Below are 25,851 nucleotides of genomic sequence, written 5' to 3' on the forward strand. Positions count from 1 at the left end.
AAAGTATGAGTTTTTTTAAAAAACTAAAAGAAAAAATTTCAAAACAAACGGATACAGTTACAGAGAAATTTAAACACGGATTAGAAAAAACTAGAAATTCATTTGCGGATAAAGTGAATGATTTAGTGTATCGTTACCGTAAAGTGGACGAAGATTTCTTCGAAGAGTTAGAAGAAATCTTAATCGGTGCAGACGTTGGCGTCGCAACGGTAATGGAATTAATTGATCAATTGAAAGAAGAAGTACAACGTCGTAACATTCAAGATCCAAAAGAAGTACAAGCTGTTATTTCAGAAAAACTAGTAGGAATTTACAAAGGTGACAGCGATTTTAGTAACGAAATTAATATGCAAGAAGACCAATTAACGGTTGTTTTATTTGTTGGTGTTAACGGTGTAGGAAAAACGACGACAATTGGTAAACTGGCGCATAAGTTTAAATCAGAAGGTAAGTCAGTCTTATTGGCGGCAGGAGACACATTCCGTGCTGGGGCGATTGAACAATTAGAAGTATGGGGCGATCGCGTTGGTGTAGAAGTGATTAAACAAGGATCTGGATCTGATCCAGCGGCGGTTATGTATGACGCTGTACAAGCTGCAAAAGCACGTAAGGTAGATGTATTACTATGTGACACAGCAGGACGCTTGCAAAATAAAGTAAACTTAATGAAAGAGTTAGAGAAGGTGAAGCGTGTAATTGAGCGTGAAGTACCAGGTGCTCCTCATGAAGTATTGCTTGTTATTGATGCAACAACAGGACAAAACGGTTTAAGCCAAGCGAAAACATTCCGTGAAGCAACGAATGTAACAGGTATTGTTTTAACGAAGTTAGATGGAACTGCTAAAGGTGGTATTGTATTAGCGATTCGTAACGAAATTGATGTACCGGTGAAGTTTGTTGGATTAGGAGAGCAAATGGATGACTTGCAGCAGTTTGATCCAGAACAATATGTGTATGGTTTATTTGCGAACTTAGTAGAAACAGAAGAAGCGTAAGCGAAAGAAGCGGTATTTCCGCTTCTTTTTCTATAAAAATATATGATGTTAAGAAAAAAACTTGACACTCTTTTGGACTCCATGTAAACTAACTTATGTAAAGGGAAATCACTTAACAAAGGATGATCCAACATGCTCGAAAAAACAACGAGAATGAACTATTTATTTGATTTTTATCAATCGTTGTTAACGCAAAAACAAAGAAGTTATATGTCGCTTTATTATCTAGATGATTTATCTCTTGGTGAAATTGCGGAAGAATTTGATGTAAGTCGCCAAGCCGTGTATGATAACATTAAACGGACTGAAGCGATGCTTGAAGAATATGAAGAAAAATTAGTATTACTTCAAAAGTTTCAAGAGCGACAGCGACTTGTTGCAAAGCTAAAACAGCTAATCAGCGAAGAAGAGCATGTGAATGAAGAAATGAAACAAGTTGTTGAAGCTATCGAAAAATTAGATTAGGAGGGCGGCAATATGGCATTTGAAGGATTAGCCGACCGACTTCAACAGACAATGCAAAAAATCCGCGGCAAAGGAAAAGTTTCTGAAGCCGATGTGAAAGAAATGATGAGAGAAGTTCGTCTAGCTCTTTTAGAAGCAGATGTTAACTTTAAAGTAGTAAAAGATTTTGTGAAGCGTGTGTCTGAACGTGCTGTCGGACAAGATGTAATGAAAAGTTTGACACCTGGACAACAAGTAATTAAAGTTGTACAGGAAGAACTTACAGAACTTATGGGCGGAGAGCAAAGCAAAATTGCTGTTGCTAATAAGCCACCGACTGTTATTATGATGGTTGGTCTGCAAGGTGCGGGTAAAACAACGACGACAGGTAAGCTTGCGAATTTGCTTCGTAAAAAGCATAATCGTAAACCGATGCTTGTTGCAGCGGATATTTACCGTCCAGCAGCGATTAAACAGCTTGAAACATTAGGGAAGCAATTGGACATGCCTGTATTTTCTTTAGGAGATCAAGTAAGTCCTGTTGAAATTGCGAAACAAGCGATTGCAAAAGCAAAAGAAGATCATCATGATTATGTTTTAATCGATACAGCGGGTCGCCTGCATATTGATGAAGAACTAATGGATGAATTAGCGAAAGTTAAAGAAGTTGCGAAACCGGATGAAATTTTCCTTGTTGTCGATGCGATGACGGGACAAGACGCGGTAAATGTTGCACAAAGTTTCCATGAACAGTTAGGTTTAACAGGTGTTGTATTAACGAAATTAGATGGTGATACCCGCGGTGGTGCTGCATTATCTATTAAGGCTGTAACAAACACACCGATTAAATTTGCTGGTATGGGTGAAAAACTAGATGCAATTGAAGCGTTCCATCCAGAGCGTATGGCATCCCGTATTTTAGGGATGGGCGATGTCTTAACATTGATTGAAAAAGCGCAAGCTACAGTTGATGAAGAGAAAGCAAAAGAACTTGAGCAAAAAATGCGTACGCTTTCGTTTACGCTTGACGATTTCCTAGAACAACTTGGACAAGTGCGTCAACTTGGACCGCTTGATGAATTGTTAGGAATGCTTCCTGGTGCAAATAAAATTAAAGGGCTGAAAAATGCGCAAGTTGATGAAAAACAAATTGGGCATATTGAGGCAATTATTCGTTCTATGACTAAATTAGAACGAGAACAACCGGAAATAATCAATGCTAGTCGCAAAAAGCGCATTGCCAAAGGTAGCGGTACAACTGTACAAGAAATCAATCGTCTAATTAAGCAATTCGATGACATGAAAAAAATGATGAAGACGATGACGGGAATGCAAAAAGGCAAGAAAAAAGGACTAGGTGGATTGAAGTTTCCATTCATGTAAGGAAAAAAAGATGGCTCTGTTAAGAAAAAATACTTTACAAAGCAATAGTCTTTTTGCTAATATAATTATCTGTGTGAAATAAATTCGGAGGTGCTTTATAAATGGCAGTTAAAATTCGTTTAAAACGTATGGGAGCTAAAAAAACTCCTTTCTATCGTGTAGTTGTTGCAGATTCTCGTTCTCCTCGTGACGGACGTTTCATTGAGGAAATCGGAACTTACAATCCAGTTGCTCAACCAGCTGAAGTTAAGATCGACGAAGAAGCAGCATTAAAATGGTTAGGAAATGGTGCTAAACCATCTGATACAGTTCGTAACTTATTCTCTAACCAAGGTATCATGGAGAAATTCCACTTATCTAAACAAGGTAAGTAATTGAGGCAATGACTATGAAGAAGTTAGTCGAGACGATTGTCAAGCCTCTTGTCGATCATCCTGAAGATGTAAAAGTTACACAGGAACTTTGCAACGGAGAGATAAAGTATCGATTAACTGTACATCCTGAGGATGTTGGAAAAGTCATTGGAAAGCAAGGGAGAGTTGCGAAAGCGATTCGAATGCTCTTGTATTCAGTGGGACATCATAATGATGAAAAAGTAACACTGGAAATTCAATAAACGTAAAAAGGGCGAGGAGTTATTCCTCTCCCTTTTTTAACATTTAAATAGAGATTGCATGTTCCATCTATGAAATGGAGATGCTTAATTTATATAGAAACCAGGGGTGACATACTATTTATGACAAAGTGGTTTAACGTAGGGAAAATTGTAAATACTCATGGAGTAAGAGGAGAAATCCGTGTGATTTCTCGTACTGATTTTCCAGAAGAGCGATATAAAGTAGGAAACACGCTATACATATCGAATGAGAAAGACACAGACTATCTTCCAGTGAAGGTAACTTCTCATCGCCAACATAAGACATTCGATTTATTAACATTTGAAGGATATAACAATGTAGATGAAGTAGAGAAGTTTAAAGGTTCTTTAATAAAAGTACCGGAAGAGCAGTTAGGTGAACTTGCTGAAGGTGAATACTACTATCACGAAATTATTGGTTGCAGCGTTGTAACGGAAGAAGGAGAAGCGCTAGGGACAATCAAAGAGATTCTCTCTCCTGGTGCAAATGATGTTTGGGTGATTAAACGTCCGAAGGGTCAAGATCTCTTAATTCCTTATATTGATGACGTTGTACTTCAAGTTAATATTGAAAATAAATTAGTAACCATTCATGTAATGGAAGGATTGCTATAATGAAAATTGATATTTTAACGTTGTTCCCAGACATGTTTACCGGTGTATTTGGATCTTCTATATTAAAGAAGGCACAAGAAAAGGAAGCGGTAAACCTTCGTGTTGTTAACTTTCGTGATTATACAACAAGTAAGCATAATAGCGTAGACGATTATCCTTACGGCGGAGGAGCTGGTATGGTGCTTACTCCTCAGCCTATTTTTGACGCTGTAGAAGATTTGACGAAAGAGACAGAGCGTAAGCCGAGAGTTGTCTTAATGTGTCCGCAGGGCGAAAGATTTACGCAGAAGAAAGCGGAAGAGCTTGCAGGGGAAGAACATTTGATCTTTGTATGTGGGCATTATGAAGGGTATGACGAACGAATTCGTGAGCATCTCGTAACGGATGAGATTTCTATTGGTGACTATGTATTAACGGGCGGAGAATTAGCTTCTATGGTTATTACTGATAGTGTTGTACGTCTCTTGCCAGGCGTGCTAGGAAATCATGCTTCACAAGTAGAGGATTCGTTTAGTACAGGTTTATTAGAGCATCCTCATTATACACGTCCGGCTGATTTTCGTGGTATGAAGGTACCGGATGTATTAATGTCAGGGAATCATAAAAATATTGACGAATGGCGACATAAGGAATCTTTGCGCCGTACGTATACGCGTAGACCTGATTTGTTAGATGATAGAGATCTATCTAAACAAGAGAAAAAATGGCTTGAGGAAATAAAGCGAGAGCAGTAATAACTTCATATATTTGCTATTGCAACAGGCCTAGTAATATGCTATTATAACATTTGTGCTACTGAAATCAGTAGCCGTATTAACGATGTTCCGCTGTAATTTATTAAGACTTTATAAGAGCATCTGTTTAAAGGAGAGAATTTAATATGCAACAATTAATCGCAGAAATTACAAAAGGCCAATTAAAAACTGACCTTCCTTCATTCCGTCCTGGTGACACTTTACGTGTACACGTAAAAGTTGTTGAGGGAACTCGTGAAAGAATTCAGCTTTTCGAAGGTGTTGTAATTAAACGTCGTGGTGGCGGAATTAGTGAAACATTCACAGTTCGTAAGATTTCTTACGGTGTAGGTGTTGAGCGTACATTCCCAGTTCACACGCCAAGAATCGCGAAAATCGAAGTACTTCGCCGTGGTAAAGTACGTCGTGCTAAGTTATACTACTTACGTAACCTTCGCGGTAAAAAAGCACGTATTAAAGAAATTCGATAAGACATGTATGGGAGCTTGTAAATGCACAAGCTCCCTTTTTCCAATCTATATGAAATTTTGGTATAATACGAACAGCTTACATAACCGTGGAGGGGAAATGCATGAAAAAAGAGAAGAGTTCACTTTGGGAATGGATTAAAGCAATTTTGATTGCTGTTGTATTAGCTGGTGTTATTAGACAGTTTTTCTTTGCGCCAATTCTCGTAGACGGGGTATCGATGGCACCTACTTTACATGATCGTGATCGAATGATTGTAAATAAAATTGGTTATCACATTGGAGATCCGAAACGATTTGATATTATCGTATTTCGAGCAACAGAAGATAAAGATTACATTAAGCGCATTATAGGCCTACCGGGCGATGAAATAGAGTATCGTAATGATAAGCTGTATGTTAACGGAAAGGCTTATGAGGAGCCGTATTTAGACAAGCAGAAAAAGCAAATTGCTGACGGACCGCTTACATATGATTTTAATCTTGAAGAAATGACAGGCAAGAAAACCGTTCCAAAAGATCAATTATTTGTTTTAGGTGATAATCGTCGTTTTAGTAAAGATAGCCGTTCAATCGGTACGATTTCAATGGATCAAGTAATTGGTAAAGCTAATATGTTATATTGGCCGTTAGAAGACGCACGTATTGTGAAATAAATGAAAAAGAAGGTGGCAACATGGTAATTCAATGGTTTCCAGGGCATATGGCGAAGGCTAGACGCCAAGTAACGGAGAAATTAAAATTAATTGATGTTGTAATTGAACTTGTAGATGCTCGATTACCATTATCATCTCGAAACCCAATGATTGATGAAATCATTACACATAAGCCAAGGCTTGTTGTTTTAAATAAAGCGGATATGGCAGATGACCGTTTAACAAAACAATGGATCGCATATTTTAAAGAAAAAGGTCATATGGCAATTTCGATTAACGCGCAAGCTGGACAAGGTATGAAAGAAATTGCAGCAGCTTGTAAAGTGCTTGTTAAAGAAAAATTTGATAAAATGGTTGCAAAAGGTATTAGACCGAGAGCGATTCGTGCATTAATTGTAGGTATACCAAATGTTGGTAAATCTACATTAATTAATAAATTGGCAAAGAAAAATATTGCTAAAACAGGAGATCGTCCAGGTGTGACAACAGCTCAACAATGGATTAAAGTTGGGAAGGAAATGGAATTGTTAGATACGCCAGGTATTCTGTGGCCTAAATTTGAAGATCAATTAGTGGGTCTTCGCTTAGCGACGACGGGTGCAATTAAAGATTCAATTTTAAATTTACAAGATGTAGCTGTTTACGCATTACGTTTTATGGAGAAACAATATCCAGAACGCTTGAAAGAACGCTATAATTTAAATGAGATTCCAGAAGATATTGTGGAATTATTCGATGCAATTGGAAAAAATAGAGGCTGCTTAATGGGCGGCGGAATGATTGATTATGATAAGACATCTGAGCTTGTACTTCGTGAGCTTCGTGGTGGCAAACTTGGAAAAATGACGTTTGAAACACCGGAAGAGTTTGCAGAGCAAGTAGAAGATGTGGAAAAAATAGAAGAAGTATAAGACGTGCGTTTGTGCGTCTTTTCTTTTTGGATACGTTTAAAAAGGAGTTTGTATAAATGCAAAAAATGACGATAAAAGAAGCGGAAAATGTATTGAAAGAAATTATGAATGAAGAAGATGATCGCTTTCAACTGTTAATGAAAGATGAGCGAAAAGGCGTTCAAAAGCTCGTTTTGAAGTGGTATAAACAAAAAGAGTTAGAACAGAAAGAAAAAGAGAATTTTTTTGAAATGTCCAAGTATGAAAATGCTTTGCGTGAAAAAGGGGTCACATATATCGCGGGTATTGATGAAGTAGGGCGTGGCCCGTTGGCTGGGCCTGTTGTGACGGCAGCTGTCGTCCTTCCAGAGGATTTTTATATTCCAGGGTTAAATGACTCAAAAAAGCTGAGTGAAGCGAAACGTGAGCGTTTTTATGATGAAATAAAAGTACAAGCAATTGCAATTGGAGTAGGAATTGTATCACCGCAAGTTATTGATGACATTAATATTTACCAAGCAACGAAACAAGCAATGTTAGATGCAGTTGCAAATTTATCTTGTACACCCCAACATTTATTAATTGATGCGATGAAGCTTCCTACACCAATTCCGCAAACCTCAATTATTAAAGGTGATGCGAAAAGTATTTCTATTTCAGCTGCATCTATTATTGCGAAAGTGACGAGAGATCGTATGATGAAAGAACTGGGAGAAAAGTATCCTGAATACGGATTTGAGCAACATATGGGATATGGCACAAAGCAACATTTAGAGGCAATTGAAGTGCATGGAGTATTAGATGAACACCGAAAGTCATTCGCGCCAATTAAAGATATGATTCAAAAATAAGCTGTAAATATACAGCTTATTTTTTATTTTGGCATATAAACATTACTATTTTCGAAAAAGAATAAAGCGATTTCAGTTTTCTGACACTTTATTGTAGACAGCGTGCCAATCATCTTATACAATGGCAATGTAATGTTTTTTAAACATTAAAAAACTTTTCGAGTAAAACAGGAAAACAGGGGAGGATGGGACCATGAATATCCATGAGTACCAAGGTAAGGCAGTCCTTAGAAGCTATGGGGTTAGCGTTCCGAACGGGAAGGTTGCATTTACAGTAGAAGAAGCTGTAGAAGCAGCGAAAGAACTAGGAACAGATGTATGTGTAGTGAAAGCACAAATTCACGCTGGTGGACGCGGCAAAGCTGGCGGAGTAAAAGTTGCAAAAAATTTAGATGAAGTTCGTACATATGCAGAAAGCATTTTAGGAACTACACTTGTGACACATCAAACAGGTCCTGAAGGTAAGGAAGTAAAACGCTTACTTATCGAAGAAGGTTGCGATATTAAAAAAGAATATTATGTAGGTCTAGTTTTAGATCGTGCAACTTCTCAAGTTGTTTTAATGGCGTCTGAAGAAGGCGGAACAGAAATTGAAGAAGTAGCAGAAAAAACACCTGAAAAAATCTTTAAAGAATATATTGATCCAGCAGTAGGCTTACAAGGTTTCCAAGCACGCCGAATTGCATTTAACATCAATATTCCAAAAGAGCTTGTAGGACAAGCTGTGAAGTTTATGATGGGCTTATACCGTGCGTTTATCGAAAAAGATTGCTCTATCGCTGAGATTAACCCACTTGTTACAACAGGTGAAGGTAAAGTTATGGCATTAGATGCAAAATTAAACTTTGATTCTAATGCGTTATATCGCCATAAAGACATTTTAGAGCTTCGTGATCTTGATGAAGAGGATTCAAAAGAAATTGAAGCTTCAAAATACGATTTAAACTACATTCCTTTAGATGGAAATATCGGTTGTATGGTTAATGGTGCAGGTTTAGCGATGGCTACAATGGATATCATTAAACATTACCACGGTGACCCAGCTAACTTCTTAGATGTTGGTGGCGGTGCAACTGCTGAAAAAGTTACAGAAGCATTCAAAATTATCCTTTCTGACAAAAATGTAAAAGGTATCTTCGTTAACATTTTTGGTGGTATTATGAAGTGTGATGTTATTGCAGAAGGTGTTATTGAAGCAACGAAACAAGTAGGTCTTGAGTTACCTTTAGTTGTACGTCTTGAAGGTACAAACGTAGAACTAGGTAAGAAAATTTTAAATGAGTCTGGCTTAAATATTGTTGCAGCAGAATCTATGGCAGACGGTGCACAAAAAATTGTTTCACTAGTGGGCTAATAGAAAGCGGGGGAGAAAAATGAGCGTATTAGTTAATAAAGATACAAAAGTTATTGTTCAAGGTATTACAGGTTCTCAAGGTTTATTCCATACAAAACAAATGATTGAATACGGTACGAAAATTGTCGGTGGTGTAACACCAGGTAAAGGCGGCACTGATATTGAAGGTGTACCAGTATTTGATACAGTAGAAGATGCAGTGAAAGCAACAGGCGCAAACGCTTCAGTTGTATACGTTCCACCCGCTTTTGCGGCAGATGCAATTATGGAAGCAGTTGATGCAGAAATTGATTTAGTAGTATGTATTACTGAAGGAATTCCTGTATTAGATATGGTAAACGTAAAGAGATATATGGCTGGTAAACATACACGTTTACTTGGACCAAACTGCCCAGGTGTAATCACACCAGATGAATGTAAGATTGGTATTATGCCAGGATATATTCATAAAAAAGGTCATGTTGGTATCGTATCTCGCTCTGGTACATTAACGTATGAAGCTGTACATCAATTAACACAAGAAGGTATTGGTCAATCTACTGCTGTAGGTATCGGTGGAGACCCTGTTAACGGTACAGACTTTATTGATGCGTTAAAAGCATTTAATGAAGATGAAGAAACACATGCTGTAATTATGATTGGTGAAATCGGCGGTACAGCAGAAGAAGAGGCAGCTGAATGGGTAAAAGCTAATATGACAAAACCTGTTGTAGGCTTCATTGGTGGTCAAACAGCGCCTGCTGGCAAACGTATGGGCCATGCTGGTGCAATCATTTCTGGTGGTAAAGGAACTGCTGCTGAAAAGATTAAAACAATGGAAGCTTGTGGCATTAAAGTAGCTGAAACTCCAGCAGTTATGGGAGAAACGCTAATCTCTGTTTTAAAAGAAAAAGGTCTATTTGAGACTTGCAAAAACTATTAATCTGTTGAAAGACACCTTCTTACTTGAGGGTGTCTTTTTACACTTTTTTCTGTTTACATAATAAAAATTATGGGTAAGGAGAATCAAGATGAAAAGAGAGCGGTTATTACATCTTCATTACTTGCTAGCAGATTATTGGAAAGCGATGGAGAGGCTACTATATGTCGATCCAGAATTAAAGAACATATATAATTTTAACGAAAAACAAATGGAGCACTACACTGGAATATCCTCGAAAAAATCTTCAGAACTAGTGAAATTTCTTCAAAGTTCAAATCTTCCGCAATATATATCTTATTTAGAGAAAAATCGTATCTTTTATATAACGATATGGGATGAAAATTATCCACAATTATTACGTGAAATACAAGACCCTCCCTTCGTTTTATATGGAAAAGGAGAGAAAAATTTTCTAAATAAAGTAAATAAATTAGCAGTTGTTGGAACGAGAGAACCATCATTATATGGTCATGAGAGCTTGAAATTTATTTTACACCCTTTATTAGAAAGAGAGTGGCTTATTGTCAGTGGGTTTGCAAAAGGGATAGATACAATGTCTCATGAGATTACAGTAAGGCATCATTGTCCCACTATTGGGATATTAGGGCATGGATTGTCGTTTATGTATCCGAAAGAAAATAGACATTTATATGAAATGTGGAAGGAATATATATTGTTATTGACAGAGTATCCTCCGCACTATGCACCGAAAAAATGGTATTTTCCAAAAAGGAACCGGATTATTAGTGGTATAAGTAAAGGTGTTTTAGTTGTAGAAGCGAAATCGAGAAGTGGGACACTTATTACTGCAGACCTTGCGTTAGAGCAAAATAGAGAGGTGTTTGCGCTTCCTGGACCTATATTTATAGAGGGGGCATCGGGAACAAATCATCTTATTCAACAAGGCGCAAAATTAGTAAGAAATGCAGAAGATATCTTGGAAGAGATTTTAAATTAACCTTATATTTTTAAATTTTTATTAAACAATTATTGACAAATGGTAGATTGGCACTGTATGGTATATTCATTCTTGATTGACAAAAACAAGAGAAATCAATAAGATTAATGAAGACTTGAATCCACCTCTTAAGGAGGCACTAGCATGTCAGATTACCTCGTGATCGTGGAGTCGCCTTCTAAGGCGAAGACCATTGAGAAATATTTAGGGAAAAAATACAAAGTTGTCGCGTCTATGGGACATGTTCGCGATTTGCCAAAAAGTCAAATGGGGATAGAAGTAAAGAACAACTTCACCCCGAAGTATATTACCATTCGTGGTAAAGGTCCCGTCTTAAAAGATTTAAAATCAGCGGCGAAAAAAGCAAAGAAAGTCTATCTCGCGGCCGATCCAGACCGCGAAGGGGAAGCAATTGCTTGGCATTTAGCGAATACGTTAAATGTGGACGTTGAATCAGATTGTCGGGTTGTGTTTAATGAGATTACGAAAGATGCAATCAAAGAATCATTTAAACATCCTCGTGCAATTAATATGGATTTAGTAGATGCACAACAAGCAAGACGTATACTTGATCGTCTTGTTGGTTACAATATTAGTCCTTTATTATGGAAGAAAGTAAAAAAAGGATTAAGTGCAGGGCGTGTACAATCTGTAGCAGTTCGTTTAATCATCGAACGTGAAAAGGAAATTCAAAGCTTTGAACCTGAAGAATTCTGGACAATTAAAACAGAATTTGTAAAAGGAAAAGACACATTTGAAGCAAGCTTTTACGGTGTAGATGGGGAAAAGGTTCAATTAACGAATGAAACGCAAGTGAATGAAATAATTGAACAGATGAAAGACAATGCGTTTTCAGTTGAAAATGTAACGCGCAAAGAGCGAAAACGTAATCCTGCATTACCGTTTACAACATCTTCCTTGCAACAAGAAGCAGCACGTAAGTTAAACATGCGAGCAAAGAAAACGATGATGCTTGCACAGCAATTGTATGAAGGGATAGATCTTGGAAAACAAGGAACTGTAGGTCTTATTACGTATATGAGAACTGATTCAACACGTATCTCAGAAACAGCTCAAACAGAGGCTCGTACTTACATCACTGAAGCGTATGGTACGGAATACATAGGAACAGAAAAGAAGAAAGAAACGAAAAAGTCAAATGCACAAGATGCACATGAGGCAATTCGTCCTACTTCGGTAATGAGAAAGCCAGAGGAACTAAAAAGTTTCTTAAGTCGTGATCAACTTCGATTATATAAATTGATTTGGGAGCGATTTGTTGCAAGTCAAATGGCGTCTGCTATAATGGATACTGTGACAGCGAGACTCATTAATAACAATGTTCAGTTCCGTGCAAGTGGATCGGTTGTAAAGTTCCCAGGATTTATGAAAGTGTATGTAGAGTCGAAAGATGATGGTGCTGAAGAAAAGGATAAGATGTTGCCGCCTTTAGAAGTAGGGGAAACTGTATTTTCGAAGGATTTAGAACCGAAGCAACATTTTACACAACCTCCTCCGCGCTATACAGAGGCTCGTCTAGTAAGAACACTTGAAGAACTTGGAATTGGAAGACCGTCGACTTATGTACCTACACTTGAAACGATTCAAAAACGTGGATATGTAGGCTTGGATAATAAACGCTTCGTTCCGACTGAACTTGGTGAAATAGTAATTGAACTTATTTTAGAATTTTTCCCGGAAATTATTAACATTGAATTTACTGCCAATATGGAGCAAAGCCTTGATGAAGTGGAAGAAGGAAATGCCAATTGGGTGAAAATTGTTGATGATTTCTACGTAGGATTTGAACCGCGCTTAGAAAAAGCGGAAAAAGAAATGCGTGAAGTGGAAATTAAAGATGAGCCAGCTGGGGAAGACTGTGAATTATGCGGACATCCAATGGTCTTTAAAATGGGTAAATACGGGAAGTTTATGGCTTGTTCGAATTTCCCTGATTGTCGTAATACAAAACCGATTGTGAAAGAAATCGGTGTAACTTGTCCGAAATGTGAAGAAGGACAAATTATTGAGCGTCGTAGTAACAAAAAGAAACGCCTTTTCTATGGATGCGGTACGTATCCAGAATGTGACTTTGTATCTTGGGATAAGCCGATTGGTCGTAAATGTCCGAAGTGTGAAGGCATGCTTGTAGAGAAGAAGTTGAAAAAAGGCGTGCAAGTACAATGTATTTCGTGCGATTATGAAGAAGAACAACAAATGTGAGCGTAACTGCTCACATTTTTTTCGGGAAGAAAAGGAAAGGTGATATATATGACAACACAAGTAGTAAACGTCATTGGCGCAGGTCTTGCAGGAAGTGAAGCGGCTTACCAAATTGCAAAACGTGGTGTCCAAGTTAGATTATATGAAATGAGGCCGGTAAGGCAAACGCCAGCTCATCACACAGATAAATTTGCTGAATTAGTATGTAGTAACTCACTTCGTGCAAACACTTTAACAAATGCAGTTGGAGTTATTAAAGAGGAAATGCGTTTAATGGATTCTGTAATTATTCGTGCGGCAGATGAGTGCTCTGTACCAGCTGGAGGTGCGTTAGCTGTAGACCGTCATGAGTTCGCAGCTAAAGTAACAGAATACGTAAAAAACCATCCGAATGTAACGGTAGTGAACGAAGAGCTTACTGAAATTCCAGAAGGACCAACAATTATTGCAACAGGTCCACTTACATCTCCTGATCTTGCTGCACAATTAAAAGAACTAACAGGTGAAGATTATTTCTATTTCTACGATGCGGCAGCACCAATCGTAGAAAAAGACAGTATTGACATGAATAAAGTATATTTAAAATCGCGTTATGACAAAGGGGAAGCTGCATATTTAAATTGCCCAATGACAGAAGAAGAGTTTGACCGTTTTTATGAGGCTTTAATTGCTGCTGAGACAGTGCCTTTAAAAGAGTTTGAAAAAGAAATTTTCTTTGAAGGTTGTATGCCAGTAGAAGTTATGGCAAGTAGAGGGAGACAGACGCTAGTATTTGGACCTATGAAACCTGTTGGATTGGAAGATCCAAAAACAGGGAAAACGCCATATGCTGTTGTTCAGTTACGTCAAGATGATGCAGCAGGAACTTTATACAATATCGTAGGTTTCCAAACGCATTTAAAGTGGGGACCACAAAAAGAAGTTCTACAGTTAATACCGGGACTGGAAAATGCAGAGATTGTACGTTATGGTGTAATGCATCGTAATACGTTTATTAATTCACCTAATTTGCTTCGTCCAACATATCAATATAAACAACGTGATGATTTATTCTTTGCTGGTCAAATGACTGGAGTAGAGGGATATGTTGAATCAGCAGCATCAGGATTATTAGCAGGAATTAATGCTGCACGTCTTGTGCAAGGTGAAGAGCCAGTTGTATTACCGTCAGTAACTGCGATGGGCAGCATGGCAAATTACATTACGGCAACGAACGCTAAAAACTTCCAACCGATGAATGCGAACTTCGGTCTATTTGCACCGTTAGAGAAGAAGATCAAAAAGAAAGCGGAACGAAATGAAGCATACGCAACACGCGCTTTAGAAACAATTCAAAATTTTGTGAATATTTAGTTAAATTTCTTGCAAAGGCTACTAAGTTGTGATACGATTTAGTAGCCTTTATTGAGGTGAGTTGTGTGAATGTGAAGAAATTGTTACAATTATTCGTTGGATATTTACAAATTGAAAGAAATTATTCAAAATATACAATTGCAAGTTATCAAAATGATTTAGAACATTTTGTGCAATTTATGGAGCGAGAAGGCATATCCTCTTTTTTAGACGTTACATACGCGGATGTTCGTTTGTACTTAACGACGTTGCACGATGAAAAGTTAGCCCGTAAATCTGTCGCAAGAAAAGTATCAAGCTTACGAAGTTTATATCGTTTTTTGATGCGTGAAGGTTATCGGAAAGATAATCCGTTTGCACTTGCGTCACTCCCCAAAAAAGAATTGTCAATCCCAAAGTTTTTATATGCTGAAGAGTTAGAGGAATTATTTGAAGTTTCTGACACGGGAACGCCATTAGGTCAAAGGAATCAAGCTTTATTAGAGTTGATGTATGCGACTGGAATCCGTGTGAGTGAATGTGTCAATTTACAACTTACCGATATTGACTTTGCGGTGGGAACAATTTTAGTAATGGGAAAAGGAAAAAAACAAAGGTATATTCCGTTCGGAAGCTATGCGCAAGATTCTTTAATTACTTATATAGAGAATGGGAGAAAACAGTTAGTTAATAAGACTGACGAAGACTCTCGTATGGTGTTTTTAAATGCGAAAGGTACACCGCTAACAAGTCGTGGAGTGCGTTATGTTTTAAATGAACTCATTAAAAAGGCTTCACTGACAATGCGAATAAGTCCCCATATGTTAAGGCATACATTTGCTACACATATGTTAGATGAAGGGGCGGATTTACGTACTGTACAGGAGCTATTAGGTCATGAGAATTTGTCGACCACACAAATTTATACGCATGTCTCTAAAGAAAGATTGCGTTCTGTTTACATGAAGCATCACCCGCGGGCATAAATTGCTTTAAAAGCTATAAAAACAAATAAAGGAGTTTTTTCTATGGGGAATTTCCACGCTACAACGATATTTGCAGTTCATCATAATGGAGAATGTGCAATGGCTGGAGATGGTCAGGTGACAATGGGAAATGCTGTTGTAATGAAACATACAGCTCGTAAAGTTCGCAGACTTTTCCAAGGTAAAGTTTTAGCTGGTTTTGCAGGTTCAGTTGCTGATGCATTTACTCTTTTTGAAATGTTTGAAGGAAAATTAGAAGAGTATAATGGCAACTTGCAGCGTGCAGCTGTTGAAATGGCAAAACAATGGCGTGGCGATAAAATGTTACGTCAACTAGAAGCGATGCTCATTGTCATGGATAAAACAACTATGCTCCTTGTTTCAGGTACAGGAGAAGTGATTGAACCGGATGATGGTATTTTAGCAATTGGATCTGGTGGGAATTATGCACTTTCTGCAGGTCGTGCTTTAAAGCAATATGCAAGTGAACACTTAACAGCGAAACAAATTGCGAAAGCGAGTTTAGAGATTGCTGGCGATATTTGTGTTTATACGAATCACAACATAATTGTTGAAGAATTGTAGAATCGTAAGGGAGGCATTTTATATGCATTTACATTTTACTCCGCGCCAAATTGTGGAAAAATTAGATCAATACATCATCGGTCAAAAAGACGCAAAGAAAGCGGTTGCTGTAGCGTTGAGAAATCGATACCGTCGCAGTAAATTAGCTGAAAATTTACGTGATGAAATAGCACCTAAAAACATTTTGATGATTGGACCGACAGGTGTTGGGAAAACAGAGGTAGCACGACGAATGGCGAAACTCGTTGGAGCACCTTTTATTAAGGTTGAGGCTACAAAATTTACAGAAGTTGGATATGTGGGTAGAGATGTAGAGTCGATGGTACGTGACCTTGTGGAAACATCGGTTCGTATTGTAAAAGAAGAAATGGTAGTGAAAGTTCAAGATAAAGCAGAAGAGCAAGCGAATCAACGTCTTGTTGAAATTTTAGTGCCGAGTCCGGAGAAGCAATCTGGATTTAAAAATCCATTAGAGATGCTTTTTGGGGGCGCTCAAAATTCGAGTCAAACGTCTGATACACAAGAAGATGGTGAAATTGAAAAGAAACGTCAAGATGTGGAGAGAAAGCTTGCTGCAGGGCTTCTTGAAGACGAAATTGTATCGATTGAAGTGACTGAGCAACAGTCGTCAATGTTTGATATGTTACAAGGAACTGGCATGGAGCAAATGGGAATGAATTTCCAAGATGCGTTAGGGAGTTTTATGCCGAAAAAAACAAAAAAACGTAAACTTTCTGTAAAAGAAGCAAGAAAACTCTTGACAAATGAAGAGGCACAGCGCTTAATTGATATGGATGAAGTTACACAAGAGGCTGTTTATCGTGCTGAACAGCTCGGGATTATTTTTATCGATGAAATTGACAAAATTGCTGGTAAGCAGTCGAATAGCGTAGATGTATCACGTGAAGGTGTGCAACGTGACATTTTGCCAATTGTAGAAGGGTCGAATGTTGCGACAAAATACGGATCAGTAAAAACGGATTATATTTTATTCGTTGCAGCTGGAGCGTTCCATATGTCTAAACCGTCGGATTTAATTCCGGAATTGCAAGGGAGATTTCCGATTCGAGTAGAATTAACGAAATTATCGACAGACGATTTTGTTAAAATATTAATCGAGCCTGACAATGCGTTAATTAAACAATATATGGCATTATTAGCGACTGAAGGTATAGAAATTGAATTTTCAGACGAAGCTATTCGTAAGATTGCTGAGATTGCTTATCAAGTTAATCAGGATACAGATAATATTGGAGCAAGAAGACTTCATACGATTATGGAGAAGCTCCTTGAAGATTTATCGTTTGAAGCATCTGAAATTACGTTAGAGAAAATAACGATAACCCCTCAATACGTTGAGGAGAAATTAGCATCAATTGCTAAAAATAAAGATGTGAGCCAGTTTATTTTGTAATAGTGTCATCAGGTGACTCGCCCTAGTTTCCAAGTGATGAAAAAATATGTGAGTAACATGTAGGAGGAACTTTTGAAATGGAATTATTAGCAAAAACAAGAAAATTAAATGCGTTATTACAGAGCGCAGCAGGGAAGCCTGTAAACTTTAGAGAAATGTCTGACACAATGTGTGAAGTAATCGAAGCAAACGTATTCGTAGTTAGCCGTCGTGGTAAATTACTAGGTTATGCAATTCACCAACAAATCGAAAACGAACGCATGAAGCAAATGCTTGCAGAACGTCAATTCCCAGAAGAATATACACAAAGCTTATTCAACATTACAGAAACATCTTCAAACTTGGATGTGAACAGTGCTTACACAGCATTCCCAGTAGAAAACAGAGAATTATTTGGTCAAGGTTTAACTACAATCGTACCAATCGTTGGTGGTGGTGAGCGTCTAGGTACATTAGTATTAGCTCGTCTAGGTCAAGAGTTCTTAGATGACGATTTAATCCTTGCTGAGTACAGCTCAACTGTTGTAGGTATGGAAATCTTACGTGAAAAAGCAGAAGAAATCGAAGAGGAAGCACGTAGTAAAGCTGTTGTTCAAATGGCGATCAGCTCATTATCTTACAGTGAGTTAGAAGCAATTGAGCACATCTTCGAAGAATTAAATGGAACAGAAGGTTTACTTGTTGCAAGTAAAATTGCTGATCGCGTAGGAATTACTCGCTCTGTAATCGTAAATGCACTACGTAAATTAGAAAGTGCTGGTGTTATTGAGTCTCGCTCTTTAGGTATGAAAGGAACATACATTAAAGTGCTAAACGACAAGTTTCTACAGGAACTTGCTAAATTAAAAACAAACTAATTTATAAAAAACTCTCCTCGATTGAGGAGAGTTTTTTTGTGCAATGATTGATGGTGCTTGTGAAAAGTGGCATAAGCGTGTTTTCTGGGAAAACTATTAATTGTATTTTGCTTTTTTGCTTAAAAGAAATGAAGGTTGGTAATACTAGAATTCGAGTATGAACAAAGAAAGTTTTACATTGTTCGCATTTTCGACTTGATTGTAATATTTCAGTATGATATAGTAAGCAGTGGTGTCAGTACAAAGTACACACGTTTACTGATTTAAGTGTTGGTGCTACGTTTGTAGTTTCGCTTAGAGATGAAGTAAACGGAGGATATCAAAAACCATTTAGGAGGAACTATATTATGTCAGTAATTTCTATGAAGCAATTGCTTGAAGCTGGTGTTCATTTCGGACATCAAACTCGTCGTTGGAACCCAAAAATGAAGCGTTACATTTTCACAGAGCGTAACGGTATCTACATCATCGACTTACAAAAAACTGTGAAAAAAGTTGAGGAAGCTTACAGAACGATGCGTGACATCGCTGCTGAAGGTGGAGACATTTTATTCGTAGGTACTAAAAAACAAGCACAAGAAGCTATTAAAGAAGAAGCAACTCGTGCGGGTATGTACTTCGTTAACCAACGTTGGTTAGGTGGAACTTTAACAAACTTCCAAACAATCCAAAAGCGTATCAAGCGTCTTAAAGACATCGAAAGAATGCAAGAAGATGGTACTTTCGAAGTACTACCTAAGAAAGAAGTTGTTCAACTTAAAAAAGAGTTAGAGCGTCTTGAGAAATTCTTAGGCGGTATTAAAGATATGAAAGGTCTTCCAAGTGCATTATTCGTAGTAGACCCTCGTAAAGAGCGTATTGCAGTTGCTGAAGCACGCAAATTACACATTCCAATCATCGGTATCGTTGATACAAACTGTGATCCAGACGAAATCGATCACGTTATCCCAGCAAACGATGATGCAATTCGTGCTGTAAAACTTCTTACATCTAAAATGGCAGACGCGATCCTTGAAGCAAAACAAGGTGAAGAAACTGTTACTGCGTAACAAAGTTGGAAAGGTGATAAGGGGTTCGGCCTTTTATCACCTTTTTTAAGGTATAAACACCTTTATAAAAAGTATAAATACATATTTTAGGAGGATGAAAAGTATGGCAATCACTGCTCAAATGGTAAAAGAATTACGTGAAAAAACTGGCGCAGGTATGATGGACTGCAAAAAAGCTTTAACAGAAACTAACGGCGACATGGAGAAGGCAATTGACTTCTTACGTGAAAAAGGTATTGCGAAAGCTGCTAAAAAAGCAGACCGCATTGCTGCTGAAGGTTTAACTTTCATCGAAACAAACGGTAACGACGCTTTAATCTTAGAATTAAACTCTGAAACTGATTTCGTTGCGAAAAACGAAGGTTTCCAAGCATTAATTAAAGAACTAGCTGCTCACTTATTAGCTAACAAACCTGCTAACGTTGAAGAAGCTATGACTCAAACAATTGAAGGCGGCAAAACAGTAGAAGAGCACATCAACGAAGCAATCGCTAAAATTGGTGAAAAACTTACACTTCGTCGTTTCGAAATCGTATCAAAAACTGATGCAGATGCATTCGGCGCTTACCTACACATGGGTGGACGTATTGGTGTATTAACAGTTCTTGAAGGTTCTACTGATGAAGCAGCTGCTAAAGATGTAGCAATGCACATTGCAGCAGTTAACCCTAAATACATCGACCGCGATGCTGTAACAGCTGAAGAAGTTGAGCATGAGCGTCAAGTATTAACACAACAAGCATTAAACGAAGGCAAGCCTGAAAAAATCGTTGCAAAAATGGTTGAAGGCCGTCTAGGCAAATTCTTCGAAGAGATTTGCTTACTTGACCAAGCATTCGTTAAAAACCCTGATATGAAAGTTCGTCAGTTCGTTGAGTCTAAAGGCGGAACATTAAAAGGATTCGTTCGCTACGCTGTTGGCGAAGGTATCGAAAAACGTGAAGACAACTTTGCTGAAGAAGTAATGAACCAAGTAAAAGGTAGTAACTAATACAGATTAGGGAACACATTGTGTTCCCTTTTTTAAAATAAAGATGTAAGCAATTGGAGGTTCATTATGAGTAAACCGAAATATAATCGTGTCGTTTTAAAGTTAAGTGGAGAAGCTTTAGCTGGAGAGCAAGGATTTGGAATTAATCCAACTGTTATTAAGTCAGTTGCAGAACAAGTAAAAGAAATTGCAGAACTTGATGTAGAGGTTGCTGTTGTTGTTGGTGGCGGTAACATTTGGCGTGGGAAAATTGGAAGTGAAATGGGCATGGATCGTGCAGGAGCAGATTACATGGGCATGTTAGCTACAGTTATGAATTCATTAGCTCTTCAAGATAGCTTGGAGAATATTGGAATCCAAACTCGTGTACAAACTTCAATTGAGATGCGTCAAGTGGCAGAGCCTTACATTCGCCGTAAAGCAGTTCGTCACTTAGAGAAAAAACGTGTTGTTATCTTTGCAGCAGGTACAGGTAATCCATACTTCTCTACAGATACAACAGCAGCATTACGTGCAGCGGAAATCGAAGCAGACGTTATTTTAATGGCGAAAAATAATGTGGATGGCGTATATAGCGCAGATCCATCTATTGACCCGACGGCTACGAAATACGAAACGCTTACTTACTTAGATGTATTAAAAGAAGGTTTAGGTGTAATGGATTCTACAGCTTCTTCTCTATGTATGGATAATGATATTCCATTAATTGTATTCTCGGTTATGGAAAAAGGTAATATTAAACGTGCCGTTTTAGGCGAAAATATTGGAACAGTTGTAAGGGGGAAATAAATATGGGACAACAAGTATTGAAGTCTTCAAATGAAAAAATGGAAAAAGCAGTTGCTGCTTATTCTCGTGAATTAGCAACAGTTCGCGCTGGTCGTGCAAGCTCGTCTGTATTAGATAAGGTACAAGTTGATTACTATGGTGCACCAACACCAGTTGTGCAATTAGCGAACATTACAGTTCCAGAAGCACGTTTACTTGTAATTCAACCTTATGATAAAACTTCTATCGGTGATATCGAAAAAGCAATTTTAAAAGCAGATTTAGGCTTAAACCCTTCTAATGATGGAACTGTAATTCGTATTGCATTCCCTGCATTAACAGAAGAGCGTCGTCGTGATCTTGTTAAAGTTGTGAAAAAATATGCTGAAGAAGCAAAAGTTGCTGTTCGTAACGTACGTCGTGACGGAAATGATGATCTTAAGAAGCTTGAAAAAGCTGGCGAGATTACAGAAGATGATTTAAGAGGATATACTGAAGATATCCAAAAAGAAACAGATAAATATATTGCAAAAGTTGACGAAATCGCAAAAAACAAAGAAAAAGAAATCATGGAAGTGTAATAGCGATTACTTCGCAAATATGACCCTCTTCTTAAGGGGGTCTTTTTACACTTTTAGGCATACGTCTGCTTGTTGGAGGGTATGAATGATGTTTAAAAACTTTCCTTTTTTTAAAGGTAAAAAGGACACATCGTTTGATCATCTCGTTGAAGAAGTGAAAAAAGGATATATCCCAGAACATATTGCCATCATTATGGATGGGAATGGAAGATGGGCAAAGAGGAGAGCAATGCCTCGTATTGCGGGACATCATGAAGGTATGCAAGTTGTAAAGAAAATTACAAAATTTGCAAGTAAACTTAATGTGAAAGTGTTAACTCTCTATGCTTTTTCAACTGAGAACTGGAAAAGACCGAAAAAGGAAGTTGATTATTTAATGAAGCTTCCAGAAGAATTTCTAGGTACATTTTTACCAGAATTGATTGAAGAAAACGTACAAGTCCGAGTAATAGGGCAAAAAGATCGTCTTCCTACGCATACACGCAGAGCGATGGAGAAAGCCATGGAAGATACGAAAGAGAATACGGGATTAATTCTTAATTTCGCGTTAAACTATGGAAGTCGAGATGAAATCGTTTCTGCTGTGCAACATATGATGAAAGATAACGAGGAAGGAAAAATTCGTTCTGAAGAGGTAAGTGAAGAAATGCTTTCTTCCTACTTAATGACGAGTTCTTTACCTGATCCAGAGTTGTTAATCCGAACAAGCGGAGAGCTACGTATTAGTAATTTCATGTTATGGCAAATTGCGTATTCGGAGTTTTGGTTTACAGACGTGTATTGGCCAGACTTCAAAGAAGAACATTTGCTAAATGCAATTACTGACTTTCAACATAGAGGGCGCAGATTCGGAGGCGTGTAGAAAGAGAGGGTTTGGTAGTGAAACAGAGAATTATTACTGGAGTGGTTGCTGCCGCGCTATTCATTCCCATCGTAATATACGGTGGCGTGCCTTTTACGGTTTTAGTGTATGCACTTGCTTCTATAGGTTTATATGAATTAATTCGTATGAATAAGCTTACGCTTATTTCAGTACCGACAGTTTTAGCTGCAGTATTATTGTGGATTCTTTTAATTCCAAGTAGTGCATCAGAACTGTTTACATGGATTGGATTAGGTAAATTGGAAATCACATTTGTGATTGTTTTATTACTTTTATCATATACAGTCCTTTCTAAGAATACATTTACTTTTGATAATGCTTCATTTTTACTGATGGCAACGACATATGTGGCAATGGGGTTCTTATATTTAAATGAAACGAGAATATTAGGAATTAAATATGTGTTTTGCGCATTATTTATTATATGGGCTACTGATTCAGGCGCATATTTCGTAGGAAAAGCATTAGGCAAGAGAAAATTGTGGCCAGAAATTAGTCCAAATAAAACGATTGAAGGTTCATTAGGCGGCATCGTTTGCGGAATTATCGTGGCACTTGTTTACAACGCGTTCTTCCCAGTTGAATCGAATGTAGTAATTTTAATTGTGCTGACAATTATCATTTCTATTTTTGGACAAATTGGTGATTTAGTACAATCTGCTTTTAAACGTCATTATGGCGTAAAGGATTCAGGTACAATTTTACCTGGACATGGTGGTATATTAGATCGAACAGATAGTTGGTTATTCGTTTTACCAATTCTCTACTTCTTATTACAATACAATTAATAAATGAACGAGGGGTTGGAGTCATGAAAAACATTAGTTTATTAGGTGCGAGCGGATCAATTGGTACACAAACTTTAGATGTATTACGCTCGCACCCAGACCAATTCCGTCTCGTTGCTTTTTCTGTAGGGAAAAATATTGACTACGCAGTAAAGGTAATTCAAGAATTTTCTCCGCAAATCGTCTCTGTGCAAAGAGAGGAAGATGTTTTAAAATTACAAGCTGTTTCTGGTAATACAAAAATTGTATATGGTAGTGAAGGGCTTTTAGAAGTAGCATTACATCCAGATGCGGAGATTGTAGTAAATGCTGTTGTAGGTAGCGTAGGGTTGTTACCAACACTTCGTGCAATTGAGGCGAAAAAAACAATTGGAATTGCAAATAAAGAAACGTTAGTAACTGCAGGACATCTTGTAATGGAAGCAGCACGAAAACATAATGTTTCGTTACTTCCAGTAGATAGTGAACATTCAGCTATTTTTCAATGCTTGAATGGTGAAAATGAGAAAAGAATTTCTCGTCTTATTATAACGGCTTCTGGTGGAAGTTTCCGTGATAAAACGAGGGATGAATTGCATCATGTGACCGTAGAAGATGCGCTTCGACATCCAAACTGGTCAATGGGTTCGAAAATTACAATTGATTCTGCTACAATGATGAATAAGGGACTAGAAGTAATTGAAGCACATTGGCTTTTTGGTATCCCTTACGAGCAAATCGATGTTGTTTTACATAAAGAAAGTATTATCCATTCTATGGTTGAATTTGAAGATCGTAGTGTAATGGCGCAGCTTGGTTCACCTGATATGCGAGTACCAATTCAATACGCACTTACATATCCTGATAGATTGCCTCTTTCAGACACAAAACAGTTAAACTTATGGGAAATAGGGACGTTGCATTTTGAGAAAATGGACCAAGAAAGATTCCGTTGTCTACGTTTTGCGTATGAAGCTGGAAAAGCAGGTGGAAGTATGCCAGCTGTAATGAACGCAGCGAATGAAGTAGCTGTTGAAGCCTTTTTACAAAAGAGAATTGGTTTCTTAACAGTAGAAGACCTCATTGAAAAAGCAATGAACCATCACAATGTCATTGCACGTCCGAGCTTAGAGGAAATTCTGGAAATTGATGCAGCCACAAGACGGTTTGTGATGGAACAAATTTAGCAAAGGTGGTTATGGAATTGAATACAGCGATTGCCTTTATATTAATTTTCGGTGCACTCGTATTTTTCCATGAGCTAGGACATCTATATTTCGCAAAAAGAGCAGGTATTTTATGCCGCGAGTTTGCGATTGGTTTTGGTCCGAAAATATTCTCATTTGAAAAGAATGAAACGGTGTATACGATTCGATTACTGCCCCTTGGTGGCTATGTAAGAATGGCTGGCGAGGATGCGGACACAGTTGAGTTAAAGCCTGGGAAAAAGGTTGGCCTTGTATTAAATGAAAAAGACGAAGTTGTGAAATTAGTTTTTGATGGATATGAAAAGTATCCAAATGTTCGTGTCATTGAAGTCGAACAAGCTGATTTGGAGCACAATCTAACAATTTCGGGCTATGAGGAGTACGAGGAAGAGCTTCAAACGTTCCGAGTGAATGAAAAAGCTCGTATTATTACTGCGGGGGAAGAAATTCAAATTGCTCCGTATAATAGACAATTTGGTTCAAAAAAATTAGGGCAACGCGCTTTAACAATCTTTGCGGGTCCTGCAATGAACTTCATTTTAGCATTTGTTATTTTTGTGATTCTTGGATTTGTACAAGGGGTTCCTATTGACAAACCAATGGTCGGAAAAGTGATGGATAATAGTGCAGCACAGCAAGCTGGATTGAAAGAGAATGATACAATTCAAGCGATTGATGGAAAAAACACAAGTACATGGAAAGATGTTGTTGACATTGTACGTGAAAATCCGGATAAAGAAATTACGTTACAAGTAAAGCGTGATAATGAACAGTTTAATGTGAAAGTAACGCCAACACTCGATAAAGAAGGAAAAGACGAAGTTGGTAGAATTGGTGTTTATTCCCCTGTAGAGAAAACAGTAATGGGTTCTATTAAATCAGGATTTGAACAAACATACCAATGGACGAAACTAATTTTTGAATCTCTTGTGAAATTAGTAACTGGTCAATTTTCTATTAATGAGTTGTCAGGTCCAGTAGGAATTTATAATCTAACAGATCAAGTTGTAGATTATGGATTTACGCGTGTACTAAGTTTAGCGGCAGTTTTAAGTATTAATCTTGGTTTATTCAATTTATTACCAGTTCCTGCTTTAGACGGTGGCCGTTTATTCTTCTTCTTAATTGAGGCGTTACGAGGAAAACCAATTGACCGTCAAAAAGAAGGAATGGTTCACTTTATTGGTTTTGCATTATTAATGTTATTAATGTTAGTTGTAACATGGAATGACATTCGTAAGTTTTTCTTGTAAAATAGAATGAAACTTATAATGAAATAG

General features: G+C 37.6%; 28 protein-coding genes. All 28 read left to right on the forward strand.

Going from position 1 to position 25,851, the window contains the following annotated elements:
- Window positions 1-5 precede the first annotated feature (5 nt).
- Window positions 6-995, forward strand: coding sequence for a signal recognition particle-docking protein FtsY (ftsY, locus tag MHI28_RS27955; protein ID WP_000007640.1), 990 nt, complete (start codon window positions 6-8; stop codon window positions 993-995).
- A 132-nt stretch (window positions 996-1,127) separates the two neighbouring features.
- Complete coding sequence (locus MHI28_RS27960) at window positions 1,128-1,460, forward strand: putative DNA-binding protein (protein ID WP_000891062.1); 333 nt, start codon at window positions 1,128-1,130, stop codon at window positions 1,458-1,460.
- 12 nt (window positions 1,461-1,472) lie between these two features.
- Window positions 1,473-2,822, forward strand: a complete 1,350-nt coding sequence (ffh, locus tag MHI28_RS27965; RefSeq protein ID WP_000863460.1) for a signal recognition particle protein — start codon at window positions 1,473-1,475, stop codon at window positions 2,820-2,822.
- A 101-nt stretch (window positions 2,823-2,923) separates the two neighbouring features.
- A complete protein-coding gene (gene rpsP / locus MHI28_RS27970; RefSeq protein WP_000268748.1) occupies window positions 2,924-3,196 on the forward strand; it encodes a 30S ribosomal protein S16 in 273 nt (90 codons plus the stop codon).
- A 14-nt stretch (window positions 3,197-3,210) separates the two neighbouring features.
- Window positions 3,211-3,438 (forward strand): KH domain-containing protein, encoded by a 228-nt coding sequence (locus MHI28_RS27975; protein WP_000737393.1) that lies wholly within the window; start codon window positions 3,211-3,213, stop codon window positions 3,436-3,438.
- A gap of 120 nt (window positions 3,439-3,558) precedes the next feature.
- Complete coding sequence (gene rimM, locus MHI28_RS27980) at window positions 3,559-4,074, forward strand: ribosome maturation factor RimM (RefSeq protein ID WP_000170272.1); 516 nt, start codon at window positions 3,559-3,561, stop codon at window positions 4,072-4,074.
- On the forward strand, window positions 4,074-4,808 hold the full coding sequence (trmD, locus tag MHI28_RS27985) for a tRNA (guanosine(37)-N1)-methyltransferase TrmD (protein ID WP_000686901.1): 735 nt from the start codon (window positions 4,074-4,076) through the stop codon (window positions 4,806-4,808). Before rimM ends, trmD begins: the two co-directional genes overlap by 1 nt.
- Window positions 4,809-4,954: 146 nt before the next feature.
- Window positions 4,955-5,299, forward strand: coding sequence for a 50S ribosomal protein L19 (rplS, locus tag MHI28_RS27990; protein WP_001186516.1), 345 nt, complete (start codon window positions 4,955-4,957; stop codon window positions 5,297-5,299).
- A 101-nt stretch (window positions 5,300-5,400) separates the two neighbouring features.
- Entirely contained in the window at window positions 5,401-5,952 is a 552-nt protein-coding gene (gene lepB, locus MHI28_RS27995) for a signal peptidase I (protein WP_000711853.1), read from the forward strand.
- A gap of 20 nt (window positions 5,953-5,972) precedes the next feature.
- Entirely contained in the window at window positions 5,973-6,863 is an 891-nt protein-coding gene (gene ylqF / locus MHI28_RS28000; RefSeq protein WP_000236705.1) for a ribosome biogenesis GTPase YlqF, read from the forward strand.
- Window positions 6,864-6,919: 56 nt separating this feature from the next.
- Window positions 6,920-7,693 (forward strand): ribonuclease HII, encoded by a 774-nt coding sequence (locus tag MHI28_RS28005; protein ID WP_001171121.1) that lies wholly within the window; start codon window positions 6,920-6,922, stop codon window positions 7,691-7,693.
- A 193-nt stretch (window positions 7,694-7,886) separates the two neighbouring features.
- The gene (sucC, locus tag MHI28_RS28010) at window positions 7,887-9,047 is read left to right on the forward strand and encodes an ADP-forming succinate--CoA ligase subunit beta (RefSeq protein ID WP_001020791.1); all 1,161 of its coding nucleotides are present in this window, start codon (window positions 7,887-7,889) and stop codon (window positions 9,045-9,047) included.
- A 19-nt stretch (window positions 9,048-9,066) separates the two neighbouring features.
- Window positions 9,067-9,969, forward strand: a complete 903-nt coding sequence (sucD, locus tag MHI28_RS28015; RefSeq protein ID WP_000115178.1) for a succinate--CoA ligase subunit alpha — start codon at window positions 9,067-9,069, stop codon at window positions 9,967-9,969.
- Between the two features lie 88 nt (window positions 9,970-10,057).
- Window positions 10,058-10,927, forward strand: coding sequence for a DNA-processing protein DprA (gene dprA, locus MHI28_RS28020; RefSeq protein ID WP_340828367.1), 870 nt, complete (start codon window positions 10,058-10,060; stop codon window positions 10,925-10,927).
- Between the two features lie 144 nt (window positions 10,928-11,071).
- On the forward strand, window positions 11,072-13,150 hold the full coding sequence (topA, locus tag MHI28_RS28025; RefSeq protein ID WP_001286957.1) for a type I DNA topoisomerase: 2,079 nt from the start codon (window positions 11,072-11,074) through the stop codon (window positions 13,148-13,150).
- A 48-nt stretch (window positions 13,151-13,198) separates the two neighbouring features.
- Window positions 13,199-14,503 carry an FADH(2)-oxidizing methylenetetrahydrofolate--tRNA-(uracil(54)-C(5))-methyltransferase TrmFO gene (gene trmFO / locus MHI28_RS28030; RefSeq protein WP_000213006.1) on the forward strand — a complete coding sequence of 435 codons (1,305 nt, stop codon included), beginning with the start codon at window positions 13,199-13,201 and terminating at the stop codon, window positions 14,501-14,503.
- 65 nt (window positions 14,504-14,568) lie between these two features.
- The gene (xerC, locus tag MHI28_RS28035) at window positions 14,569-15,468 is read left to right on the forward strand and encodes a tyrosine recombinase XerC (RefSeq protein WP_001101245.1); all 900 of its coding nucleotides are present in this window, start codon (window positions 14,569-14,571) and stop codon (window positions 15,466-15,468) included.
- A 42-nt stretch (window positions 15,469-15,510) separates the two neighbouring features.
- Window positions 15,511-16,053 carry an ATP-dependent protease proteolytic subunit HslV gene (hslV, locus tag MHI28_RS28040; RefSeq protein ID WP_000526274.1) on the forward strand — a complete coding sequence of 181 codons (543 nt, stop codon included), beginning with the start codon at window positions 15,511-15,513 and terminating at the stop codon, window positions 16,051-16,053.
- A 22-nt stretch (window positions 16,054-16,075) separates the two neighbouring features.
- Window positions 16,076-17,467, forward strand: coding sequence for an ATP-dependent protease ATPase subunit HslU (gene hslU, locus MHI28_RS28045; protein WP_000550083.1), 1,392 nt, complete (start codon window positions 16,076-16,078; stop codon window positions 17,465-17,467).
- 77 nt (window positions 17,468-17,544) lie between these two features.
- A complete protein-coding gene (gene codY, locus MHI28_RS28050) occupies window positions 17,545-18,324 on the forward strand; it encodes a GTP-sensing pleiotropic transcriptional regulator CodY (protein ID WP_000421290.1) in 780 nt (259 codons plus the stop codon).
- A gap of 347 nt (window positions 18,325-18,671) precedes the next feature.
- Entirely contained in the window at window positions 18,672-19,373 is a 702-nt protein-coding gene (gene rpsB / locus MHI28_RS28055; protein WP_000111485.1) for a 30S ribosomal protein S2, read from the forward strand.
- A gap of 103 nt (window positions 19,374-19,476) precedes the next feature.
- The gene (gene tsf / locus MHI28_RS28060) at window positions 19,477-20,364 is read left to right on the forward strand and encodes a translation elongation factor Ts (RefSeq protein ID WP_001018576.1); all 888 of its coding nucleotides are present in this window, start codon (window positions 19,477-19,479) and stop codon (window positions 20,362-20,364) included.
- A gap of 66 nt (window positions 20,365-20,430) precedes the next feature.
- Window positions 20,431-21,153, forward strand: coding sequence for a UMP kinase (pyrH, locus tag MHI28_RS28065; protein ID WP_000042669.1), 723 nt, complete (start codon window positions 20,431-20,433; stop codon window positions 21,151-21,153).
- 2 nt (window positions 21,154-21,155) lie between these two features.
- Window positions 21,156-21,713: a ribosome recycling factor gene (frr, locus tag MHI28_RS28070; RefSeq protein WP_000531505.1), complete on the forward strand. Its 558-nt coding sequence runs from the start codon at window positions 21,156-21,158 to the stop codon at window positions 21,711-21,713.
- Window positions 21,714-21,798: 85 nt separating this feature from the next.
- Window positions 21,799-22,575: an isoprenyl transferase gene (uppS, locus tag MHI28_RS28075; RefSeq protein ID WP_000971296.1), complete on the forward strand. Its 777-nt coding sequence runs from the start codon at window positions 21,799-21,801 to the stop codon at window positions 22,573-22,575.
- A gap of 17 nt (window positions 22,576-22,592) precedes the next feature.
- Window positions 22,593-23,384 carry a phosphatidate cytidylyltransferase gene (gene cdsA / locus MHI28_RS28080; RefSeq protein ID WP_000813589.1) on the forward strand — a complete coding sequence of 264 codons (792 nt, stop codon included), beginning with the start codon at window positions 22,593-22,595 and terminating at the stop codon, window positions 23,382-23,384.
- 23 nt (window positions 23,385-23,407) lie between these two features.
- Window positions 23,408-24,550, forward strand: a complete 1,143-nt coding sequence (gene dxr / locus MHI28_RS28085) for a 1-deoxy-D-xylulose-5-phosphate reductoisomerase (protein WP_000790358.1) — start codon at window positions 23,408-23,410, stop codon at window positions 24,548-24,550.
- Window positions 24,551-24,567: 17 nt separating this feature from the next.
- Window positions 24,568-25,824 carry an RIP metalloprotease RseP gene (gene rseP / locus MHI28_RS28090; protein ID WP_001090241.1) on the forward strand — a complete coding sequence of 419 codons (1,257 nt, stop codon included), beginning with the start codon at window positions 24,568-24,570 and terminating at the stop codon, window positions 25,822-25,824.
- The last annotated feature ends 27 nt before the right edge of the window (window positions 25,825-25,851 follow it).

Origin of the sequence: Bacillus sp. FSL K6-0268 (genome assembly GCF_038005425.1) — a bacterium.
GTDB classification, from domain to species: domain Bacteria; phylum Bacillota; class Bacilli; order Bacillales; family Bacillaceae_G; genus Bacillus_A; species Bacillus_A thuringiensis_S.

Coding starts and splice junctions, on each gene's coding strand:
- sucD (WP_000115178.1), top strand. CDS start 9,067: ATGAGCGTATTAGTTAATAAAGATACAAAAGTTATTGTTCAAGGTATT.
- hslU (WP_000550083.1), top strand. CDS start 16,076: ATGCATTTACATTTTACTCCGCGCCAAATTGTGGAAAAATTAGATCAA.
- uppS (WP_000971296.1), top strand. CDS start 21,799: ATGATGTTTAAAAACTTTCCTTTTTTTAAAGGTAAAAAGGACACATCG.
- topA (WP_001286957.1), top strand. CDS start 11,072: ATGTCAGATTACCTCGTGATCGTGGAGTCGCCTTCTAAGGCGAAGACC.
- MHI28_RS27975 (WP_000737393.1), top strand. CDS start 3,211: ATGAAGAAGTTAGTCGAGACGATTGTCAAGCCTCTTGTCGATCATCCT.
- ffh (WP_000863460.1), top strand. CDS start 1,473: ATGGCATTTGAAGGATTAGCCGACCGACTTCAACAGACAATGCAAAAA.
- tsf (WP_001018576.1), top strand. CDS start 19,477: ATGGCAATCACTGCTCAAATGGTAAAAGAATTACGTGAAAAAACTGGC.
- trmFO (WP_000213006.1), top strand. CDS start 13,199: ATGACAACACAAGTAGTAAACGTCATTGGCGCAGGTCTTGCAGGAAGT.
- rimM (WP_000170272.1), top strand. CDS start 3,559: ATGACAAAGTGGTTTAACGTAGGGAAAATTGTAAATACTCATGGAGTA.
- rpsB (WP_000111485.1), top strand. CDS start 18,672: ATGTCAGTAATTTCTATGAAGCAATTGCTTGAAGCTGGTGTTCATTTC.
- hslV (WP_000526274.1), top strand. CDS start 15,511: ATGGGGAATTTCCACGCTACAACGATATTTGCAGTTCATCATAATGGA.
- ylqF (WP_000236705.1), top strand. CDS start 5,973: ATGGTAATTCAATGGTTTCCAGGGCATATGGCGAAGGCTAGACGCCAA.
- lepB (WP_000711853.1), top strand. CDS start 5,401: ATGAAAAAAGAGAAGAGTTCACTTTGGGAATGGATTAAAGCAATTTTG.
- frr (WP_000531505.1), top strand. CDS start 21,156: ATGGGACAACAAGTATTGAAGTCTTCAAATGAAAAAATGGAAAAAGCA.
- dprA (WP_340828367.1), top strand. CDS start 10,058: ATGAAAAGAGAGCGGTTATTACATCTTCATTACTTGCTAGCAGATTAT.
- MHI28_RS27960 (WP_000891062.1), top strand. CDS start 1,128: ATGCTCGAAAAAACAACGAGAATGAACTATTTATTTGATTTTTATCAA.
- trmD (WP_000686901.1), top strand. CDS start 4,074: ATGAAAATTGATATTTTAACGTTGTTCCCAGACATGTTTACCGGTGTA.
- MHI28_RS28005 (WP_001171121.1), top strand. CDS start 6,920: ATGCAAAAAATGACGATAAAAGAAGCGGAAAATGTATTGAAAGAAATT.
- rplS (WP_001186516.1), top strand. CDS start 4,955: ATGCAACAATTAATCGCAGAAATTACAAAAGGCCAATTAAAAACTGAC.
- codY (WP_000421290.1), top strand. CDS start 17,545: ATGGAATTATTAGCAAAAACAAGAAAATTAAATGCGTTATTACAGAGC.
- rpsP (WP_000268748.1), top strand. CDS start 2,924: ATGGCAGTTAAAATTCGTTTAAAACGTATGGGAGCTAAAAAAACTCCT.
- ftsY (WP_000007640.1), top strand. CDS start 6: ATGAGTTTTTTTAAAAAACTAAAAGAAAAAATTTCAAAACAAACGGAT.
- sucC (WP_001020791.1), top strand. CDS start 7,887: ATGAATATCCATGAGTACCAAGGTAAGGCAGTCCTTAGAAGCTATGGG.
- dxr (WP_000790358.1), top strand. CDS start 23,408: ATGAAAAACATTAGTTTATTAGGTGCGAGCGGATCAATTGGTACACAA.
- pyrH (WP_000042669.1), top strand. CDS start 20,431: ATGAGTAAACCGAAATATAATCGTGTCGTTTTAAAGTTAAGTGGAGAA.